We start from the raw sequence: 21308 nt of genomic DNA, 5'->3' as shown, positions 1-21308 counted from the left end.
CTCAACATTGCCTTGACGCGTGCGGTGCGGGCGGCAACAATCACGCGGCGGGGAAGGAGGGAGAACCCACCCCCACCCCGCCCAACCACCCCAAGGCTCCCGGCCCCAGGCGCCCCACCAACCCACCCGAGCAATGCCCAACCACCCGCAGGATCACGGCCTGAAGCGCCTCACCATCAACCCTGGGCAGCACAAACCCGGCGGAACCAGCGGCTCCCCCAAGATCAATGGGATCACGTAGTCGGAACAGTCCACCAGCCCGAAAACTCAGACCTGTGGATAACCCCCAAGCCCAAACCCCCAGTCGCACCCCCGACCCCGAACCCGACCCCACTCACCCATCCGAGACACTCACGCCCCCAGCAGGATGTTCCCTGTTCAGAGGCACTTGTTAGATTGATCGGATGATCGACCGACTCTTCGTCTACGGAACGCTTGCCCCGGGTAGGCCCAACGAGCATGTCTTGGCGGACGTCCCCGGCGTATGGGAACCGGCGACGGTCCGGGGAGAGCTGGTCCAGCAGGGCTGGGGCGCGGCGGCCGGGTATCCGGGCATCGTGCTGGACGACTCCGGCCCCGAGGTCCACGGCTTCGTGTTCGGCTCGGAGGAGCTGGGCCGTCACTGGAGGCGCCTCGACGACTTCGAGGGTGATGAGTACAGGCGGGTCCTGGCCCCGGTCCGGCTGAGTGGTGGAGAAGACGGCGGAGCCGGGGAAACGGTGCGGGCGAACGTCTACGCCCTGCGCCGGGCCTCGGGCGGCTGAGGCCCGGCGCGAACGAATGGGTCAGCCTCGGTGCGGCGGGGTGCCGCGTCGGGTGTCGATCCACAGCACCTGTGGGTCGTGGTCGCTGACCTGGTCGTGGAACTCGGAGTTGATCCGAACGACCTCGTAGTCGACCCGGCCGGCCAGGGCCTCGTTCACCAGGATGTGATCGAGGGCCTGTGAATTGCCGTCGAAGACATAGTTGTAACCCTCGGTCGGCTCCAGCAGGTCCACCATCGGGTTGGTGAGCGCGCCGTCGCCGGTGAGGACGTCCAGGGTGTGGGAGAACTGGAAGTCGTTCAGGTCGCCCATCACCACCAGGTTCGCGTCGGGATCCACCGCCAGGAGCTCGTCGGCGAACTCCCGGACCAGCTCCGCTTGGGCGCCCCGCTGCACCTCGCTGGACCGGTTCGGCGGCTGCTGGACCCCGTGCAGGGCTTCGTCGCCGCCCTTGGAGTTGAAGTGGTTGGTGACCACGTACACGTCGCGGTTGAGGGCCCGGAAGTGGCCGACCAGGGGTTTGCGGCTCTCCTCCCAGGCCTCGTCCTCGGGGCTGACGCGGCCCGGGGACACCGAAAGTTCGGCCCCGTACTCACCCTCGACGACCTCCACGGCGGTGGTGGCGTCGCCGCCCGCCACGTCCACGAACCGGGCCCGGTCCGGGTTGAAGAGGAACGCGTTGCGGATGTTGCCACCGGGCACGCCGCCGTCCTGCTTGTCCTCCGGGCTGATCTGGCGCCACTCGTAGGCGGGGCCACCGGCGGCGGCGATCGCGTCGACGAGTCGGTCCAGGGTGAGACCGGCGTCGACCACGCCGTCGTCCGTCTCACCGCTGTCGTCCTGGATCTCCTCCAGGCCGACGATGTCGGGTGCACCGACGTACTCCACGAACCCCTCGGCGAGGGCGTCGAAGTCCGCCTGGTCGTCGGTACCACCGAGGTTCTCGACGTTGTAGGTGGCCACGGAGACCTCGTGCCGCTCGGTCTCGCGGACCGGCCGCCGCTCCAGGTCACCCGTGGCGTGCCCGCCCAGGGTGGTGGCGCGGATGAGGTGACCGCCGAACCGGCTGTAGTACACGGGCCCCTCGGTGACCCCGGTGAGGGTGTCGCCGACGTTCGCGTCCGGGAAGGGACGTTCCGCGTGGTCGATCAGCGACTCGATCTTCACCCGGCCGCTGTTGGGGTCGTCGTAGGAGCCGTAGTGGGCGCCGCCGTTCGCCGTGGCGTTCTCGTCGGGTCGCGTGGTCACCCACAGGGCGTCGTAGCCGTCGGTGGGCGCGATGACGGGGGCGTCCTCCACCCGGACCCGCATGTGCTCGTGCGCGGCCCAGAAGTCGAGGGCGTAGGCGTCGGGTTCCAGTTCCAGTTCGGAGATGTCACCGCCGGGCGCGGGCGCGTAGGCCCCGGGGACGGTGTCCTCTTCCAGCAGAACCGACTCGGGTAGCGCGTTGCCGCTGGAAACGACGTTCCAGGACGCCTGGTCGAGCTGGGTGATGGTCTGGGCGCCCTCCTGTTGGGCGTACTCGCTCACCCGCCCGGAGACCAGGACCTCGTCACCGACCTCGACGTCGGGGGTGGTGGACCCGGTGAAAACGAACAGCGCTTCGCTGGTGCGGGGGTCGTCGTCGCCTTCGGGGTCCTGGAACCAGAAGCCCTGTGCGCTGCCGAATCCGGCGATGGCGGTGACCACACCGGGCAGGCCGACGACCTCCTCGTCCACCAGGGGTGAGGTCCGGGTGGTGCCTTGGACGTCGTGGACGCGTAGGTCGCCCGGTTCGGCCGGCGCCTGTTCACCATCGGCCAGGGCGGGCACCGCGGCGACCAGTCCGGCACCCAGGGCCATGGCGGCGAGGACGACGCCGGTGGTTCGGTAGGGGGTTGGGGACACGCCTGCATCTCCGGTGGTGTCGGGGGTGTGGGGATTTTGTGCCGGCTCATCATCACCCTCGGGGGTGTCCGCTCGAAAGAGTGGGCGTGAAAAGAAGACGAAGTGCGATCCGATTGTGGTGATCCCATGACAAAGCGTCGCCCCGAACCTGGTGTGATCCTCCAAGTCCGGGGCGTTCCCGCCGATCTGGCCCCTTCGGCTACCCGACGATCCCGGTGCGGCCCGCGTTGCCCAGGTGGACCAGGTACTCTTCCGGGTTCAGCGGGTTGCCGTCGGTGCGGGTCCGACGAGGCGCGCGCCCCCGCACCGGCCGGTCTCCCCCGGGCCGGGTCCACCACACGCCCTCGCCTCGGGAGAGCCCCGAAAGCCGGGTCCGGAAGGTGTCGGTGCCGCGGACCGGGATCTCACCGGTCACCCGCCACCCCTCGGCGGTGCGGACCGAGTCCCGCACCCGCGCCCCGCAGGCGTGCAGGTGGGAGACGGCCGCGCTCAGCGCGTCATCCGGGACCTCCAGTTCGAACTCGCGCACGGGTTCGTGTACGCGGGTGCCCGCGGCGTCGAGCGCGCGCATCAGCACCATCGGGGTGAGCAGCCGGAAGTGCGCCGCCTCCGTCAGCGGCGCGATGTAGCCGCTGCGGACCAGCGTGACCACGCAATCGGTCACCGGCCACCCGTACAGTCCCTGCCGGAGGGTGTCGCGCACGCTGCCCTCGACCGCGTGGTCGTAGGCGGCGAGCAGGGCGCCCAGCTCCGTCTCCCGACGGAACACCACTCCGCTTCCCTCCTCCCCCGGGTCCACCCGCAGACCGACCGTGACCGGGCCCCCGATCTCCCGTGCGAGGTCGATCGGCTCGATCGCCGTACCGGAGCCGGATGGGCGTTCGGTGTGCACCACGCTGCTGGGCGCGAAGACCGCCTCGACCCCGAAGTCGTCGGCCAGGGTGGCGGCGACGACCTCCTTCTGGACCTCTCCGTGGAGCAGGACCGAGAGCCCCTCCCCCGGCACCGCGCGCAGCCGGATCAGCGGATCCTGGTCCGAGAGCGCGGTGAGCGCCGCGTGAAGGCGGATCGAGTCTTGCGGACGCACCGGGCGGACGACGGACTCCAGCGCGGGGTCGGCCAGGCTCACCGGCACGGTCGGCGGACCCATCCGGTCGCCCACCCGCAGCCCGGGCAGGCCGCGGATCCGTCCGATACCGCCCGCGGTCAGGGATCGACCCCGCTCACCCTCCGAACCGGCCACCTCCAGGTAGGTGATGCGGCCCTGGTGGGGTTCGCCGTCGGCGGGGTCGGCCCGTTCGAACCGAACCCGGTCCCGTGGGGCCAGGCGCCCGGAGAACAGCCGCAGGTATCCGGTCTTCTCCCCCGAAGCCGAACGCTCGATCGCGAACACGGTCCCGTGTGGCTCCTCGGAGCCGTCGGTCCGAACCGTGGCGGGCAACAGCTCGGTGAGGGCCGCCGTCAACTCGGGAATTCCCGCGCCGGTGACCGCCGATCCGGACAGCACCGGGTACACAAGCCCGCGTCCGACCTGGTCGCGGACGTTCTCCCGCAGCGCGTCGCCCAGCGGTGGGGGACGATCGTCGACCAGCGCCGCCAAGAGGGTGTCGTCCTCCTCTGCGAGCAGTTCCGCGGCCCGCTCCGCCAGCCCCGGATCGTCCCAGTGGCACGACAGGGTACGCGCCCCTCGGGTCCCCGGTTCACGCACGGTGTCCAAGGCCAGGACGCGGTCGGTGAGGCGACGCCGGACCTGGTCGAGGACACGCTCGGGGTCGGCCCCGCCGCGGTCGGTCTTGTTGACGAAGAGCAGCACCGGCAGGCGCATCCGACGCAGGACGCGCATGAGCAGGCGGGTGTGCGGCTGTACCCCCTCGACGGCGGACAGCACGAGTACCGCGCCGTCGAGTACCGACAGGGCGCGCTCGACCTCGGCGACGAAGTCGGCGTGACCGGGGGTGTCGATCAGGTTGACCCGGGTGGCACCGATCCGGAAGGGCGCCACGGCGGTGCGTACGGTGATGCCGCGTTCGCGTTCGATCCGGCCGGTGTCGGTCCGGGTGTCGCCGGAGTCGACGCTGCCGAGCCGGTGAATGGCACCGGCGTCGAAGAGCAGACGCTCGGTGAGACTGGTCTTACCCGCGTCGACGTGCGCGAGGATTCCGATGTTCAGGGTGGTCAAATGCGGTTCCCAGCAGGGTTTCGATCCGGAAGATGGGTTCGAGAACTCCATAGGAACGCCGCATGCCGTGACCTCTCTGTTGTCGGTGCTGGTCAGGACGATGATGGACGGCGGAAGCGGGACACGCAAGGGGATTTCCCGCGTGCCCCGCCCTGTCGATCCCACACGGTCACAGGCGGGGGTCGACCGGTTCGGTCTCCAGCGCCAGCAGCGCGAAGACCGGCTCGTGCACCCGCCACAGCGGTTCGCCCGCCGCCAGCCGGGACAGGGCCGTCAGCCCGAGCTTGTGCTCGCGCATGGCCAGTCCCGCCTTGCGGCCGAGCCTGCGGTCCTTGAGCACCGCGATCCGTTCGGGGTCGGTGTAGTCGGCCCCGTAGATGATCCTCAGGTATTCGGGTCCGCGCACCTTCAGCCCCGGCTGCGCCAGTCCCTTGCGGGCCATGGCCCGTGCCCCGAGCAGCGGCTTGACCACCATGCCCTCACCACCGACGTCGACCATCTCCCGCCACCACCCGGCGGCGGCCTCGCGGGCGTCGCCGTCGGTGGTGTCCACGACCCGGTAACGGGTGCGGTGGATCATCGGGTGGGCGTCGGCGAGCTGTTCGGCCACGCTCATGTGCCAGAGGTGGTCGGCCTCGGTGTACTCGCGCCCCTCGGTGGCCAGCAGCATGAACGGGGCGAACCGCAGGCCCTTCACCCCGTCGGTCTCCCAGGTGTAGCGGCGGTAGACGTCGCTGAACGCCGCCATCTGCCCGGTGCGGCGTTCGATGGTCGCGGCGAGCCCGGAGACGTCCACCCCGCGTTCGGCCGCGGCGGCCAGCGCGGCGCCGGCGGCCGGCAGCGAGGCCCTCGCCGCAGCGCCCACCGACGCGTACTGGTCACGGATGAGCGAGCCGGCCTTGGCCGACCAGGGCAGCATTTCTCCGTCCAGGGCGACCCAGTCGGTACCGAGCTTGTCCCACAGGCCGGCGTCGGAGACCGCGCGACGCAGTTCGTCGACCATCGTCCTCTGGAGGTCGGCGTCCTTGAAGAAGGGCCGGCCGGTGCGGGTGAAGACGGTGCCGAGTTCCCCGGGGACGAAGCGCTGTTCGGCGGCGGCCTCGTCCCGGCACAGCACCGCCACGGCCCGCGAGCCCATGTGTTTCTCCTCGCAGATCACCTGACCGATGCCGGAGGAACGGAAGGACTCGAAGGCCTCTGCGGGGTGTTCCAGCAGGCCCGGGTCGGCCGCGGTGGGCGCGGGCGCCATCGTGGGCGGCAGGTACACCAGCCACCTCGGGTCGACGGCGAAGCGGCTCATGACCTCCAGCGCGGCCATGGCGCTCTCCGCGTTCGCCCGTACGACGCCGTCGTCGGTGTCGACGAACAGGCCGGCGTGGAGGTCGCCCATGCCGAGGTCGGTGATGTCGACGGCCTGACCGGCGTTCCGGTCGTTGTCCCTCGACGTCTCCTCCGCCAGCGGTCGTACCGGTTCGTACCAGACCTGTTCGGCGTCCACGTCCACGATCTCGCGCTCCGGGTAGCGCAGCGCGGTGAGACGCCCCCCGAACACGCAGCCGGTGTCCAGGCAGATGGTGTTGTTGAGCCATTCGGCCTTGTTGGTGGGTACGTGCCCGTACACGACCGCGGCCCTGCCCCGGTAGTCGCGTGCCCAGGGCAGGCGTACCGGCAGGCCGAACTCATCGGTCTCCCCGGTGGTCTCGCCGTACAGGGCGAAGGAGCGGACCCGCCCGGAGGCACGCCCGTGGTACTCCTCCTTGAGCCCGGCGTGGGCGATCACCAGCTTCCCGTCGTCCAGGACGAGGTGGCTGACGAGGCCGTCGCAGAACTCCAGGACCCGCTCGCGGAACTCCTCGCTCTCGCGCCCCAGTTGTTCGACGGTCTCGGCCAGACCGTGGGTGAGCTTGCCCGCGCCCTTGCGCATGTAGCGGACCAGCTTGTTCTCGTGGTTGCCGGGCACACAGAGGGCGTCGCCGTCGGCGACCATCCCCATGACCAGGCGCAGCACGCCGGGGCTGTCCGGTCCCCGGTCGACGAGGTCGCCGACGAACACGGCCGTGCGCCCCTGGGGGTGGTGCGCGCCCACGGGCCGTCCCTGGTCGTCGCGTCGCATCTCGTAGCCGAGGTCGCCGAGCAGGGACTCCAGCTCGGAGCGGCAGCCGTGGACGTCACCGAGGATGTCGAAGGGCCCGGTGAGTTCGGTCCGGTCCGGCCAGGGGCGTTCCAGTTCGATCCGGGCGGCGTCGATCTCCTCCTGGCCCTTGAGGACGTACACCTTGCGCACGCCCTCGCGTGCCATGCGCTTGAACCCGTCGCGCAGGTCCCGGCGCTGTCGGCGTACGACGTGGTCACCGAAGTCGCGTTCCGGTCGGGAACGGTTGCGCGCCACGGCCACGGACTCGGGTACGTCCAACACGATCGCGGTGGTCAGGACGTTGTTGTCCTTGGCGATGCGAATGAGCTGCTCGCGGGCCTTGCGCTGGACGTTGGTGGCGTCCACGACGGTGAGCAGTCCACGCCGCAGCCGGATGTCCACGATCGTGTTCAGCAGCGCGAACGCGTCGGCGGTGGCGGTCTGGTCGTTCTCGTCGTCGCTGACCATGCCGCGGCAGAAGTCGGAGCCGATCACCTGGGTGGGCTCGAAGTGCTCGGCGGCGAAGGTCGATTTTCCCGACCCGGAGACCCCGACCAGCAGGACGAGCCCCATCCGGGGCACGCGGAGGTTCGTCTCGGTCATCGGGTGAAGACCCCCATCTGTGTCGGTGCCCCGGTCTCGGGGTGTTCGTCGCCGACCGGCAGGTACCGGACGGTGTAGCCGTACTGTTCGGCGACCCGGTCGGCCCACGCCGCGAACTCGGCGCGGGTCCACTCGAAGCGGTGGTCGGCGTGGCGGAAGGATCCGTCGGTCAGGCCCTCGTAGTGGCGGTTGTACTCGACGTTGGGTGTGGTGACCACGACGACACGGGGCGCGGTGTCACCGAAGACGACGTCCTCCATGGCGGGCAGCCTGGAGGGGTCGAGGTGTTCGACGACCTCCATGAGGACGGCGGCGTCGTGGCCGTGGAAGCGTTCGTCCCGGTAGACCACGGAGCCGAGTAGCAGCTCGGGCCGGGGCCTTCGGTCGGATCGGCCCGCGGCCGCGTCGGCGAACAGCGGCCTGTGGCCACGGCCTCCGCCCGGGTCGCACCCCTTGCAGAGCTTGCGGTGGGCGATCTCCAGACCGCCCAGGTGGACGTCCACCCCGGTGATCCGCTCCAGGTTCCGGTGCCGGACCAGCCGCTCCAGCAGCTTTCCGCCGCCACAGCCCAGGTCGATGACGCTGGAGACGTGCTCGGACTCCAGGATCGTCTCGATCGCGTCCGCCCGCCGATCGGCCAGGGACGGCTCACGTTCCTCGACCACCGGGTCGACGACGTCCTCCTGGGGCTCCTCGTGTTCGGTCAGGCGGGCCAGGGCGGTGCGAACGTACCGATCCCGGCGGGCGAGGTAGCGCCGGGTGATCCACTCGCGTTCGGGGTGCTCGGCGAGCCATCCCGCGCCGTCCTCGGCTTCGACCCCGTCCACGGGGGCGCCGCCGGCGCGCAACAGTTTGTCGATCTCGGTGGAGTCCACCCAGTAGTGCCTGTTGCCGCCCTCCATCGCGGGCAGCAGCACGTACAGGTGGCTGAGGGCGTCGGACAGCCGCAGGGTGCCGGTCAGGGTGAGTGACAGGTAGTGGGAGTCACCCCAGCCGGGCAACCCGGGGTCCAGTGGCACCGGTTCGGCGCGCACCGTCCAGCCGAGCGGCTCGAACAGGGCACGGGCCCGCTCCGGCCCCGATCGACACGGCACCGCGGGCAGGCGAAGCTCCAGTGGGATGGGCGTGGCGGCCAGTTCGGGGCGCCCCTCGCACACACCACGGATCGCGGTCCGTAGCACCCTGCCCAGCGCCACCGTGAACAGCGACGACGAGGCGTAGGGGCGGTCGTTGACGTACTGGGCCAGGGCGAAGTCGGGGGTGCTCACCGACGTGCGCGTGCGCAGCAGCGCCCGCGGGTCGACTTCCAGCAACAGCGCGGCCGTGCAGCGTTCCTCGGTGGCTTCGGGGTAGAAGACGTGCGCCGTCCCGAAGGACTGCTCGAAGCTCTGCGCCTTGTCGGGATGTTTGTGGAGCAGGTATCCGAGGTCTGTCGCCGGGCGGGCCGTGGTCGTGATCGTCAGTAGCACCCATGCATTGTGGCGGACCGCCGCACCTGGTCACCAGTGCTTTTCATCCCGCTTCGGCGTCGGCCTCGGGGGCCTGGCGCGGATCCACGCCCAGTTCGGCCATGGCCCGGGCGATCTCCGCGCGGGCAGGCCCGAAGAAGGACCAGGGGATCTCGTTGTAGAACCGGCCGACCGCGCCCAGGTGCCAGCGCGCCGGATCGGACTCACCCGACCGATGGAACGCCCACGCGAACAGGTGGTGCGCCTGCACGTCGCGCACGTGCGGAACCCCGGCCGACACCCACGCCCGAGCGAGCCGGAAGAGCTCGCGGACCCCCTCACCGTGCAGCCGGCCCAGGCTCATGGACACGATGTAGGGGCTCTTGCCCTCCTCGATCAACCGGCGCTGTTCCCCACGCAGGTACTCGGCGTGGGCCAGGGCCAACACCGCCGGGAGCGGGCTGCCCTCGGGCGCGGTGTCGGCCGCCGCGCCCGCCGCGGCGAACATCTCCTCCACCGACCCGCCTCGGCTCGGGGCCAGGGCCCGGACCCGGGTCATGTGGGCGGGCACCAGGTGGGGCGCGCGAGCGTGCGCCTCGGTCCAGGAGCGTTCGCGTTCGGACCGGTCCCCGAGCCCCATGGCCACGGTCTGCAACGCGGCCCAGGGGGCGGCGTCGTCGGGGTTGAGCCGGGCGGACTCGGCCAGGGGCACGCGCGCCTCGTGCAGCGCGGCCTCCACCGCCTTGTGTTCGGCGGTCCCTCCCGACGGCAACGACATGGCACGGGCCAACAGGGCGTGCCCCAGCCACAGCAGCGTGTCGGCGGGGTCCGCGCCCTCCTCCACCAGTCCGGCCACCTCGTCGGGCCGGTCCAGAGCGGACCGGCCCAGGGCTTCGGCCTGGTGGGAGCGGGCCTCGGGGTCGTCTCGGGTCTCCAGCAGGAGCGAGGCGCCCACCTCGACGTCTCCTTGGCGGACCGCGGCGCAGCCGGCGCGCAGCAGCGGGTCCGTGCCAAGGGACGCCGAGACCAGGACCCCTTCGAGGTCGGTGCCGCCGAGCACCTTGGAGGGTTTCCGTCCGAATCGCCACATGCCTGCCATGTCAGCGAGGTTAGGTCATGGACCGGTCGGCCTTCTCCTGCGTCTCCTCCGTCTCGACGTCGGTACCCGGCCGCGGTTGTCCCAGCGGTGCGACCAGACCCTTGGCCTTGTCCCGACGGTGGTTGATCACCTGCAGGACGATGAGCGCGGTACAGGCGGCGCTGCCGGCCAGCACGAACCAGTGCGAGGCCACGTGGACCGACAGCAACGACTCCGTCCATCCGGTCCACTCGGGGGCGATGAGGACCAGGGCCGCGGACAGACCGAAGGCGATCCGTTCGCCGATCATGGTGCGGCGCAGGAACCAACCCTCGATGGCTATGGCTCCGGCCGCCAGTGCGGCCGACCCCGTGACGATCGCGATCACCAGGTCGAGAACGGGACCGTCGACCTCCATGAGCGCCGAGTAGGCCATGAGCAGCGGGATCAGGTAGAGGCCCTTGGCGAACTTCCACGCGGACACACCCGAACGCATCGGCTTGGAGTCGGCGATGCCCGCCGCCGCGAACGCCGCGAAGGCCACCGGAGGGGTCACGTTGGAGTCCTGGCTGAGCCAGTACACGATCATGTGCGCGACGATGAGCGCCAGGCCCAGCTGTTCCAGCGCCGGGCCGGCCAGGATGACCAGAACCACGTAGGAGGCGGTCACCGGCAGGCCGATACCCATGATCAGGGAGGCCAGCGCGACCATCACCAGGGTCATGAACAGGTTCCCGGCGAAGGCGTTGACCAGCACGTCGGAGAAGACCAGACCGAGGCCGGTGAGGCCGACCACCCCGACGATGACCCCCGCGACGGCGCACGCCACCGACACCGGCAGGGTACTGCGGGCGGCCATGACGAACACCTCCAGGAAGTCCTGGACGCTCAGGCGGCTGCCCGCGCGCAGCATGGCCACGACCAACAGGGCGCCACAGGCCGCCAGGCCCGCCTGTGTGGGCGGCACGTAGTTGAGCAGCAGCACGATGAGCAGGACCAACGGGGCCAGGAAGTGCCAGCCCGCGCGCATCACGATCGCGAAGGCGGGGACGTCCTCCTTCTTCATCGTCCCGACGTTGTGCTTGCGGGCGAGGATGTCCACGAACAGGAACATCAGCGCGAAGTACATGATCGCGGGGATGATCGCGACCTTGACGATGTCGGCGTAGGGGATGCCCAACCGCTCGGCCATGAGGAACGCGCCCGCGCCCATGATGGGCGGCAGGATCTGGCCACCGGTGGACGCCGCGGCCTCCACGCCCGCCGCGTCGTGCTTCTTGTAGCCGACCCTCTTCATCAACGGGATCGTGAACGGGCCGGTGGTGACCACGTTGGCGATGGCGCTGCCCGAGACCGAACCCATCAGGGCGCTGCCCAGTACCGCGCCCTTGGCGGGACCGCCGACCATCCGCCCGGTCAGGACGTAGGCCAGTCCGACGAAGAAGTTGCCGCCGCCGGTCTTGGACAGCAGCGCGCCGAACAGGATGAACACGAACACGAAGGTGACCACGACCCCGAGCGTCAGCCCGTAGATGCCGTCGTTGCCCAGGTAGGTGTGGGTGGCGATGCGCTCGTAGGTGGCCCCCGAGTGACCGAACCGGCCGGGGATCATCGGGCCGATCCACGCGTAGTACAGGAAGCCCGCCACGAGGATCACCATGACCAGACCGACCGAGCGGCGGGTGGCCTCCAACAGGATCACGATCGCGAGCGCGCCCATGATCCAGTCCAGTTCGGTGTAGGCCCCCGCGCGACGGGCCAGTTCGGACTGGAAGACGATCGGATAGAGGCTGACCACGACTGTGCCCACGACCATGACCAGGTCGACCACCGCGCCGATCACGAACAGGACCGGGTTGCCCTCGGCCCTGCCCTTCTTGAACGGCGGCATGATGAGGAAGACCAGCAACATCACCAGCATCAGGTGGATGAGGCGCTGCTGGCGGGCGTCGAGCCCGGCGCGCAGGGCGATGTAGAGCTGGAAGGCGGTCAGGGCGATACCGAGGAGGAGGACGACTCCGCCCACGATCATTCCGCCCTTGCCCTCCCCCCAACGCTCGGCGGCGACCTTCCGCCAGAACGGCGGGGCGTCCTCGCCGAGACCGTCGACGTCGGGCAACGCGCCGGCGGAGGTTCCGGTCTTGGCCATGTTCTTCCTCGGGTTCACTGGGGTGCTTCGTTGGGTTTTCGGTCGGTGGGCGTGTCGCACTCCGGCTGGGGGTCGGAGTCGAACAGCAACTGGAGGGTGGTCGCCCGAACGGGTTCGACGACCACCCGTCGGGAGGCCAGGCACGGGGAGAGCCGCACCTCGGAGTCGGGGGTACCGACACGGTGGTCGACCGAGGGCGCGCCCACGCGGATCGCCACCTCCGTGCCGATGTCGCGGTCCATGTCCTCGATGACCCACCACTCGCCGTCGGCCCGGCCGGTGCCCTCCCCCGGCCGGTGGCCCATGCCCGCGCCGAACTGACGCAGTCGGGTGGCGTCGACCACCAGGTTCCCGTCCCTGACCTCGATGTACTCCTCGATCGGCAGGTGGTCGATCGAGTGGACGTAGGAGATGGTGAACAGTTCACCCTCAGCCAGGGGCAGGTGGCCGAGCCGGTCCTCGTCCACACTCAGCCGGAGCGCGGGCCACAACGGCAGCGCGGCGGCGGCGACCGCCGCCCCCACGAGGAGGGCGGCGGCGCTGGCGGACCGGAGCACGGATGCCTACTCTTCGGTGGAGTCGGTCTCGGGCAACAGGTCCTCGGGGATCTCGACGCCCTCCTCCTCGTAGAAGCGGACGGCGCCCGGGTGGACCGGGACCGGGCTGTTCTCGATGGTCTCCGGGACGAGGTAGTCCTCGCCCGGGGCGTAGACGCCGACAACCTCGTCGATGTTGTCGAACATCGCCTTGGTGATCTCGTAGGCCTGGTCCTCGTTGAACTCACCGGGCACGACCAGGGCGTTCCACACCGCGATGGTGTTCACGTCGTCGTCGATGCCCGGGTAGGTGCCGCCGGGGATGGTGTGCTCGGTGTAGCCGCCGTAACCGGCGACGATGGCCTCGCGCTCCTCGTCGCACATCTCGATGATGTCGATGTCCTCGGTGGTGCCCAGCTCGGTGATGCCCGAGTGGCCCTCGCCGACGACCCAGGAACCGGCGTCGAGCTGGCCGTTGGACAGGGCGTTGGCGGTCTCGGCGTAACCCAGCTGCTGGAGCTCCACCTCGGTCGAGGCGATCTCCAACGTCTCGAACACCTGGTTGGTGGTGGCCTCGTTGCCACTACCGATGTCACCGACGGAGTAGCGGTTGCCCACCACGTCGGAGAAGCACTCGAAGCCCTTGTCCGCGGCGATGTCGGCCAGGGTCACCGCGTGGAACACGTTGGGGTACATGACCGCGAGGGAGTACGTCCGGGCCGGGTCGGCCTCGAAGTCGCCGGTGCCGTTGAAGCCCTGGTCGGCGGCGTCACCCTGGACGATGGCCAGGTGGCCGTCGCCGCTGTTGAGGAGGCGGATGTTCTCCACGGAGGCGCCAGTGGCCTCGACGGAGGCGCTCTGGCCCTCCAGGTTGTCCCCGATGATGGAGCGCAGCGCGCCACCGATCGGGTAGTACACACCGCTGGTACCACCGGTGACGATGCTGAGGTCGGACTGGACCGGGGCTCCACCGAGCCCGACGTCCTCGGTCGCCTGCTCGGCCGGCTGCGCGCCACAGGCGGCGAGCGTGACGACGCTGGCGGGGATGGCGGCCAGGGACAGCAGTGTGCGTCGCATGGTCGGTCGGTCCTCTCGGGGGTTCTGGGGCAGGGGGGATCAGGGGTGTGACAGGGGCCACTTTCCGTCGCCAGAAAGGTAGTGGCCGTGTCCGTGGGAGCAACACCCCAACGGGTGGGATTTGAGCCTTTCCTGAGGTTCGGGTCCGGTTGCTATCGTGCGAACATGGCGCGGCCCCCCACCCACCGTCTGTGGGCGACCTCCCGAATCCTGACCGCCGGTCTCCTGACCGTCTGTCTGCTCTCCTGGTCGCATCCTCCACGCTCGGACCCACTCCGCCTGGCCATCGGCACAGGCGGTAGTGGCGGCGTGTACCACGTCTATGGCGCCGGGTTGGCGAGGGTGACCGACCCCGACCCGAACACCCAGATCACCGCCCTGACCACCGCGGCGAGCGTGGAGAACAATCGGCTGGTCGCCTCCGGCGCGCTGGACGCCGCCTTCACCCTCGCGGACGTGGCCGCGCTGGCCGTCGAGGGCCGGGAACCGTTCGATCGGCCGCTGCCCATCAAGGCCATCGCCCGGTTGTACGACAACTACACGCACGTGGTGGTGCGCGCGGACTCCCCCTACGAGGAGGTCGCGGACCTGGCCGGGACCTCCGTTTCGGTGGGAGCCAGGGGTTCGGGCACCGAGATGATCGCCGAACGGCTACTGGACACCGCGGGTCTGGCCGAGGACACCGACTCGGACGTGGACCGACAGCGGTTGTCCATCGGCGGCTCGGTCCGAGCATTGGAGGACGAGCGCATCGACGCGTTCTTCTGGTCCGGAGGCCTGCCGACCCAGGCCGTCTCCGACCTGGCCACGCGGACCCCGGTGCGACTGCTGGACCTGTCCGAGCACGTTCCGGAGCTGGTGGACGAGTACGGGGAGTTCTACTCCGAACTCCCCGTGCCGGCCGAGACCTACGAGAACGTGCCCGCGGTGCGCACCATAGGGGTGCCGAGCCTGATGGTGGCCGGTTCTCGAATGCCGGACCGGACCGCCCGGGAGTTCACCCGGATCCTGTTCGAGTCGCGGAACGCACTGGTGGAGATCCACCCGGTCGCCCTTCACCTGCACCCGCGATCGGCCATCGCCACCCTGCCGGTGCCCCTGCACCCGGGTGCCACCGCCTACTACCGGTCGGTCAAGTACGCGCACGACGAACGCCCATCGGTCCCCTGAGTGTTCTCTAGGGCAGCGGTAGGCGGATCCGTGCGTCGATGCCGTTCGGGTGGGCGGGCCGCAGGGTGAGTTCCGCGCCCTGGAGTTCCAGCAGGGTGACCACGATGGACAGCCCGAGCCCGGAACCGCCGCCGGTGCCCCCGCCGTCCCGCCAGAAGGGTTCTGTGGCGCGTTCGAGCTCTTCGGCGGGGAGCCCCGGCCCGTCGTCCACCACTCGCATGTCCAGGTGGCCGCCGCCCTCCTCGTACCGAACGGGTTCGTCCACCCGAACGACGATCCGGACCCCCGCGCCACCGAACTTCAACGCGTTGTCGATGAGCACGTCCAGGGCCTGGTCGAGGGTGCCCTCCGCACACGGCACCGACACGTCGGAGGCGCCCTCGCAGGTCAGCTCCGCGCCGGCGCGATCGGCGATGGGGAGCCACGCCGCCACCCGGTCCTCCGCGACCTCCCGCGCGTCCTCCCACACCATCGAGTGCTCGGCGTCCTCGGCCCGGGCCAGGGTGAGCAGGCCGTCGCAGATACGGGTGAGTCGGTCGACCTCGTCCAGCGCCAGACGGTGGTCCTGCGCGCCCTCTTGGCCCAGATGACGGGACAAACCGTCCACCCGAAGCCGCAGCGCGGCCAGGGGGTTGCGCACCTGGTGGCCGGCGTAGGCGACGAAGGTGCGCTGGCTCTCCAGCATGGAGGTGATGGTGTCGGCCATCTGGTTGAACGACTCGCCCAGGCGGCGCAGCTCATCCGGCCCGGCGGCTGTGCGCACCCGGGTGTCCAGGCTGCCGCCGCTCACCGCGCGGGTGGCCTCGTCGAGGTCGTCGATGGGACGCAGGATCCACCGGGTGAGCGGACCGGCCGCCGTGATGCCGACCAGCATCAACGCGGTGGCCACCAGCCACGCCACCCCCCACTGAACGGTGGTGGCGCGGCGCAGGGACTCGGTGGGCGAGAAGGTGACGGCGGCACCCACGACCTCACCGGAACGGCCGATGGGTTCGGCGACGATGAGCGGACCCTCCTGCCAGGGCCAGACCACGCTGTCGGCGCCCATCCGGTTGCCGGCCAGGGCCGTGCGCACCGGGCCGGATATCGCTTCCCCGCCCTCCGGCCAGCCGTTCGGGTCCAGGTCGGCCAGGGTCAACCCCGGTCGAGAGGAGACCACCACCTCGCCGTCCCGATCCACCACCACCGCCATGATCCCGTAGACCTCCTCGTAGGCGGCGAGTTCGGCGGAGAGGGTGCCCTCGTTACCGGTGAGGACGCTGGGCTCGGCCAACCCCGCGAATCGGGCGGTGTCGTTGATCCGGTCCAGCATCATGTCCGAGGTGCCGCGTGCGGCGATGCTGACGCACAGCGGCACCGCCAACGCCAGGCAGGCCGCCACCAGCAGGGTGACGTACACCGTCACCAAACGTCTGCGCATCCCGGATCCTCAGACCCGGGAGACGGGGGAACCGACCGCCATCCGGTAACCCACCCCGCGGACGGTCTGGATGAGCCGAGGCGCCTCCAACTTGGCGCGCAGGGTGCCGATGTGCACCTCCAGGGTGCGCAGCGTGCCGGGCCAGGAGGTCTGCCACACCCGCAACAGCAGGTGCTCGCGCGGGACCACCCCGCCGGCCTCGCGCACCAGCACCACGAGCAGGTCGAACTCCTTGCGGGTGAGCTCCACCGGACGACCCTCGCAGGTGACGACTCGGGTACCGGTGTCCACCCGGACGGGGCCCGCCTCCAGCACGGTGCCCGAACGTGTGCCGGTGCGACGCAGCACCGCTTCCATCCGGGCGCACAGTTCCTCGATGGCCAGGGGTTTGACCACGTAGTCGTCGGCGCCCGAACGCAGCCCGAGGACGCGTTCGCGTTGTCGTCCCCGCGCGGTGACCATGATGATGGCGGTGTCCCCGAAGTCCTGACGCTCACGGAGCGCACGACACAGGTCGATGCCGTCCATGTCCGGGAGGCCGAGGTCCAACAGGACGACGTCCGCCGGGGACGCGGCGAGCGCGTCCCCGGCGGTACGAACCTGCACGACCTCGTAGCCGTTCGTCTCAAGCGCCCCGGCGAGCGCGTCGGCGAGCCGGACGTCGTCCTCGACGAGCAGCACCTTGATCATGACCGAGGGTCCTTCGCGGAGGGGGTGTGCGTAACAACGCGGTGGTACGCACCCTAACCGCCCCGTGCGACCCCCGTCAGGAACGGCCTCCGGGCCGAGCGATGTGCACGTCCGGAACGATCTCCGGGGCGCCGAGCTGGACCGCGTCCGCCTCCTGGTCGGTGTCCTGTTCCTGGGCCACCCGCTCGGCCTCGATGCCCTTGCGGTAGAACTCCACCTCGCGTTCCACCTGCTCCTTGGCCCACCCCAGGGGTTCGGCCATCAGCTCTGCCGCCTCCTCCGCGGCGGCGATGCCCCGGTCCCAGGTCTCGAAGGAGATGCGGGTACGACGGGTCAGGACGTCCTCAAGGTGACGGGCTCCCTCCGCGTGCACCGCGTAGACGACCTCCGCCCTCAGGTAGTCATCGGAACCCGCCAACGGACGGGCCAGGTCACGGCGCTCCTTGATCAGGTCCAGGAGATCGTGGACCTGGGAGCCGAACCGACGCAGCAGGTGTGTGACCCGTGAGACGTGGAGCCCGGAGTCCCGGGCCAGACGGTGACGCTGGTTGTACAGGGCCGCGTACCCGTCCGCGCCCACCAGGGGCAGCTTGTCGGTGACCGAGTTCGGAACGGCCCCGCCCAGTCCATGCGCTACCGCGTCCACCGCGTCCTTGGCCATGACCCGGTAGGTGGTGTACTTGCCGCCCGCGATGAGCACCAGACCCGGCACCGGGTGGGCGACGGTGTGCTCTCGGGACAGCTTGGAGGTCTCGTCGGACTCCCCCGACAGCAACGGCCGCAGACCCGCGTAGACGCCCTCGACGTCGTCCCGACTCAGCGGCGTGCGCAGCACCTGGTTGACGTGGTCCAGGACGTAGTCGATGTCGGCGCGGCTGGCCGCGGGGTTCTCCTTGTCCAGGTCCCACGGGGTGTCGGTGGTGCCGATGATCCAGTGGCGGCCCCACGGGATCACGAACAGCACGCTCTTCTCGGTCTGCAGGATCATCCCGGACGAGGCCTGGATACGGTCCCGCGGTACCACCAGGTGCACACCCTTGGAGGCGCTGACGTGGACCTGGCCACGGCCTCCGACCATCTCCTGGATGTCGTCGGTCCACACACCCGCGGCGTTGACCACCTGCCGGGCGCGGATCCGGACCTTCTCGCCGCTCTCCAGGTCGGCGGCCATCGCCCCGACCACGTGTTCGCCCTCACGGAGGAACTCGACCGCCTGTACCCGGGAGGCGATCCGCGCGCCCAGTCCCGCCGCCGTGCGCAGGACCGTGGTGACGAAACGGGCGTCGTCGACCTGACAGTCCCAGTACTGGATCGCGCCGGCCAGGGAGCTGCGCTTGAGCGCCGGGAACACCTTCATCGCGCCGGACCTGGTCAGGTGTCGGTGCGAGGGCAGTCCCCGGTTGTTGCGGGAGCTCATCGCGAGCGCGTCGTAAAGGGTGACGCCCGCGCCGATGTAGAACCGCTCCCAGTGATGCTGGAACGGGAACAGGAACGGTACCGGACGCACCAGGTGCGGCGCGATGGTGGTGAGCAACAGACCGCGTTCATGGAGCGCTTCACGGACCAGCTCGAAGTCGAGTTGTTCCAGGTAACGCAGGCCGCCGTGGATGAGTTTGCTGGATCTGCTGGAGGTACCCGAGGCGTAGTCGCGCGCCTCGATCAGCCCCGTGGAGAGTCCGCGTGAGACCGCGTCCAGGGCGATACCCGCCCCCACGATCCCACCTCCGACAACGAGGACGTCGAGCTCCTCGTCCGCCATGGATGCCAGCGCCGCGGTGCGGCTCTCCGGTCCCAGCCAGGTGGTCGCCATTGGTCGTCCTCCGTATCGATGGGTCTTCCTCCCAGGCGCATACCCGCCCAAAGCCCCGTCCATCGGCCCGATCGGTGTGGCGACCGACCGGTGGGGCCTCAGGTTAACCGCGTGGCCCGCCCCGCTCGCGGCGCCACACGGATCGCCAGTGCCAGGAACGCCACGACGGTCAAGGCCGCTCCCCCCGTCAGCGAGGCCGCGGTGAGTCCACCCCCGGTGCCCGCGACCGCTACCAGCGCCGCGAGTCCGACCGCTCCGCCGAGTTGCTGCGCCGTGGACACCGTAGCCGAGGCCACTCCCTGGCGGGCAGCGTCGACCTCCTCACCCGCCACCGCGAACACCGCCGGATACACGGTGCCCGCCGTGAGCCCGAGCAGCAGCACCGCGGGCAGAACCATCCAGTAGTGGTCACCGGAGACCGCCCAGGCGAAGACGACCGAGGTCACCGCGACACCGAGCACGCCGACGAACAAGATCCGCCGCGAACCCCAACGGCCGAGCAGCCGGGGCAACAGGAAGGCGGAGCCGAGCATGGCCACCACCCCTTGGGGCAGGAAGCCCAGCCCCGCGGCCAACGGCCCCAACCCCAGACCGTCCTGGACGTGCGTGGTGTAGACGAAGTGCAGTGCGCCGATCACACCCATGAGCACGAAGACCAGCACCGCGCTCACCCACAGGGAACGCACACGAAGCAGGCCGAGCGGCAGCAACGGGTCGGCGCCCCCGCGCTCCACCAGGAGGAAGAGCCCCAGCGTCACCGCCCCCAGCACGATCACGCCGACGCCCGTCCGAACGTCCTCCTGGATCCGGGAGATCCCGAACACCAGGAGGAGCGCACCACCGGTGGCCAGGGCCGAGCCGGGCAGGTCGAAACCGGCCAGGCCCTCGCTCCGGGGGTCGGTGGGCAGCACCCGCGGTGCGGCGATGGCCACGACCAGGGCGAGCGGGACCAGCGCCCAGAAGATCGAGGCCCACCCGAGCAGACTGGTGAGGACACCGCCGAGTGCTCCCCCGGCCAAGGCACCGAAGGCCCCGGCGCTGCCCCAGACCGCGAGCGCACGGTTTCGCGCGGGGCCCGCGTCGAAGGCCGTGTTCACCAAGGCCAGGGTGGCGGGAAAGATCAGGGCGGCTCCGAATCCCTGCGCGGCTCGGGCGCCGATGAGTACCGTCGGGGGCCAGGTGAGGACGCCGACCAGGGCGCCGACCACCGAGGCTCCGGCCATCAAGGCGGCACCGAGGACCAGCATCCTGCGCGCACCGAGCCGGTCGACGGCCCGACCACCCAAAAGCAGGAAGCCCCCGTAGCCCAGGGCGAAGGCGGAGACGACCCACTGCAGGCCGCCGGCGTCCAGCCCCAGTTCCCGGCCGATCTCGGGTAAGGCGATGTAGACGACGTTGAAGTCCACGGACAGGGTGAAGTGGGCCATGGCCAGCACGAACAGGGCCGGCAACAAACGTGGCCGGCGGGCACTGGCCGGTGCCGTGTAGGTCATCGGGGTTCCCTCATCAAAGTTACTCCAGCACTGAAAGATTCAGCATGACAGTAACTCCAAAGTATTTCAGTACGCAATAATCCAGCGTGGTAATATTTGGCCATGAGCGACCACTGCCACGTCAGCGCCACCGAGGAACGCACCTGGGACGCCGTCACCCTGGCGTTCCGCCTGCTGGACCAGCGCGTGGAACGCGACGTCCAACAGGAGGTCGACCTACCCCTGACCTACTACGAACTGCTGGTCCTGCTCTCCAAGAACGAGCACGGGTCCCTGCGCATGAGCGAGCTGGCCGAACTCACCCACACCAAACCCAGCCGGATCACCCACGCCGTCCGCAAGCTCACCGAGGCCGGCTTCGTGGAACGCCGGCATTGCGAGACCGACCGCCGCAGCTGGTTTGCCGTCCTCACCGACCAGGGCCGCGAAGTCCTCCACCGCGCCGGCGGCCCGCACGTGGCGAGCATGCGCGAGAACCTCCTGGACCTGCTCACCCCCGAACAGCGCGACCAACTCCTGGACATCAGCCGCACCTTGCTCACCCGGCTCGCCCCCAGCAGCCCTTTGGCCCGCGAGAAAAGCCCCGTTCACGAGAGCCCCGGCACCTGACCTCGGTGGGGGTGGGTAGGGGTGGGGGGGGGGGGGGGGGGGGGGGCGCGGGACATGGGGCGTGTTGGTTTGGGTGTGGGTGGACGTGGGCTCCGGGGGTTATCCACAGGTAAGTGGTGGTGGGGTGGCGGTCGATGGGGTGGGTGATGTCTTCTTGATATTGGGGGAGCTTCTGGTTCCGCCGGTTTTGTGCTGCCCAGAGGTTGATGGTGAGGCGCCTGGGGTCGGGAGTCTTGGGGTTGTTGGGCGTTGTGTGGGTGG

General features: G+C 70.0%; 15 protein-coding genes. 3 read left to right on the top strand and 12 right to left on the bottom strand.

Features of this window, described 5'->3' with window-relative positions:
- Nucleotides 1-404: 404 nt before the first annotated feature.
- On the top strand, nt 405-764 hold the full coding sequence (locus tag ACWGKS_RS28690) for a gamma-glutamylcyclotransferase family protein (protein ID WP_452524780.1): 360 nt from the start codon (nt 405-407) through the stop codon (nt 762-764).
- Nucleotides 765-785: 21 nt separating this feature from the next.
- Here ACWGKS_RS28690 and ACWGKS_RS28685 read toward each other — a convergent pair whose 3' ends face one another.
- The 8 genes from ACWGKS_RS28685 to ACWGKS_RS28650 all read right to left on the bottom strand — a co-directional run bounded on the left by ACWGKS_RS28685 (nt 786) and on the right by ACWGKS_RS28650 (nt 13855).
- On the bottom strand, nt 786-2606 hold the full coding sequence (locus ACWGKS_RS28685; protein WP_452524783.1) for an endonuclease/exonuclease/phosphatase family protein: 1821 nt from the start codon (nt 2604-2606) through the stop codon (nt 786-788).
- Between the two features lie 244 nt (nt 2607-2850).
- Nucleotides 2851-4881, bottom strand: coding sequence for a GTP-binding protein (locus ACWGKS_RS28680; RefSeq protein WP_452524778.1), 2031 nt, complete (start codon nt 4879-4881; stop codon nt 2851-2853).
- Between the two features lie 118 nt (nt 4882-4999).
- Nucleotides 5000-7567, bottom strand: a complete 2568-nt coding sequence (locus ACWGKS_RS28675; RefSeq protein WP_452524776.1) for a polynucleotide kinase-phosphatase — start codon at nt 7565-7567, stop codon at nt 5000-5002.
- Nucleotides 7564-9036, bottom strand: a complete 1473-nt coding sequence (locus tag ACWGKS_RS28670) for a 3' terminal RNA ribose 2'-O-methyltransferase Hen1 (protein WP_452524774.1) — start codon at nt 9034-9036, stop codon at nt 7564-7566. Before ACWGKS_RS28670 ends, ACWGKS_RS28675 begins: the two co-directional genes overlap by 4 nt.
- A gap of 43 nt (nt 9037-9079) precedes the next feature.
- Complete coding sequence (locus tag ACWGKS_RS28665) at nt 9080-10105, bottom strand: hypothetical protein (RefSeq protein WP_452524781.1); 1026 nt, start codon at nt 10103-10105, stop codon at nt 9080-9082.
- Nucleotides 10106-10124: 19 nt separating this feature from the next.
- Nucleotides 10125-12242 carry a TRAP transporter permease gene (locus ACWGKS_RS28660; RefSeq protein WP_358515693.1) on the bottom strand — a complete coding sequence of 706 codons (2118 nt, stop codon included), beginning with the start codon at nt 12240-12242 and terminating at the stop codon, nt 10125-10127.
- 14 nt (nt 12243-12256) lie between these two features.
- Nucleotides 12257-12799 (bottom strand): DUF1850 domain-containing protein, encoded by a 543-nt coding sequence (locus ACWGKS_RS28655; protein ID WP_452524772.1) that lies wholly within the window; start codon nt 12797-12799, stop codon nt 12257-12259.
- A gap of 6 nt (nt 12800-12805) precedes the next feature.
- Nucleotides 12806-13855 (bottom strand): TAXI family TRAP transporter solute-binding subunit, encoded by a 1050-nt coding sequence (locus ACWGKS_RS28650; RefSeq protein WP_452455523.1) that lies wholly within the window; start codon nt 13853-13855, stop codon nt 12806-12808.
- A 165-nt stretch (nt 13856-14020) separates the two neighbouring features.
- Between ACWGKS_RS28650 and ACWGKS_RS28645 the strand changes: the two genes are divergently transcribed.
- A complete protein-coding gene (locus ACWGKS_RS28645; RefSeq protein WP_452455522.1) occupies nt 14021-15025 on the top strand; it encodes a TAXI family TRAP transporter solute-binding subunit in 1005 nt (334 codons plus the stop codon).
- 7 nt (nt 15026-15032) lie between these two features.
- Here ACWGKS_RS28645 and ACWGKS_RS28640 read toward each other — a convergent pair whose 3' ends face one another.
- The 4 genes from ACWGKS_RS28640 to ACWGKS_RS28625 form a co-directional block, all read right to left on the bottom strand.
- Nucleotides 15033-16445, bottom strand: coding sequence for a sensor histidine kinase (locus tag ACWGKS_RS28640; protein ID WP_452455521.1), 1413 nt, complete (start codon nt 16443-16445; stop codon nt 15033-15035).
- Between the two features lie 9 nt (nt 16446-16454).
- Nucleotides 16455-17135: a response regulator transcription factor gene (locus tag ACWGKS_RS28635; RefSeq protein ID WP_358516172.1), complete on the bottom strand. Its 681-nt coding sequence runs from the start codon at nt 17133-17135 to the stop codon at nt 16455-16457.
- Between the two features lie 76 nt (nt 17136-17211).
- Complete coding sequence (gene glpD, locus ACWGKS_RS28630; protein ID WP_358516170.1) at nt 17212-18945, bottom strand: glycerol-3-phosphate dehydrogenase; 1734 nt, start codon at nt 18943-18945, stop codon at nt 17212-17214.
- 98 nt (nt 18946-19043) lie between these two features.
- Entirely contained in the window at nt 19044-20438 is a 1395-nt protein-coding gene (locus ACWGKS_RS28625; protein WP_452524769.1) for an MFS transporter, read from the bottom strand.
- Nucleotides 20439-20540: 102 nt separating this feature from the next.
- Between ACWGKS_RS28625 and ACWGKS_RS28620 the strand changes: the two genes are divergently transcribed.
- The gene (locus tag ACWGKS_RS28620) at nt 20541-21047 is read left to right on the top strand and encodes a MarR family winged helix-turn-helix transcriptional regulator (protein WP_358516165.1); all 507 of its coding nucleotides are present in this window, start codon (nt 20541-20543) and stop codon (nt 21045-21047) included.
- Nucleotides 21048-21308 lie beyond the last annotated feature (261 nt).

The sequence above is a fragment of the Nocardiopsis sp. NPDC055879 genome (assembly GCF_053615935.1).
The sequence above is the reverse complement of the archived record's forward strand: the minus strand, read 5'-3'. Positions and strand labels throughout refer to the sequence as shown.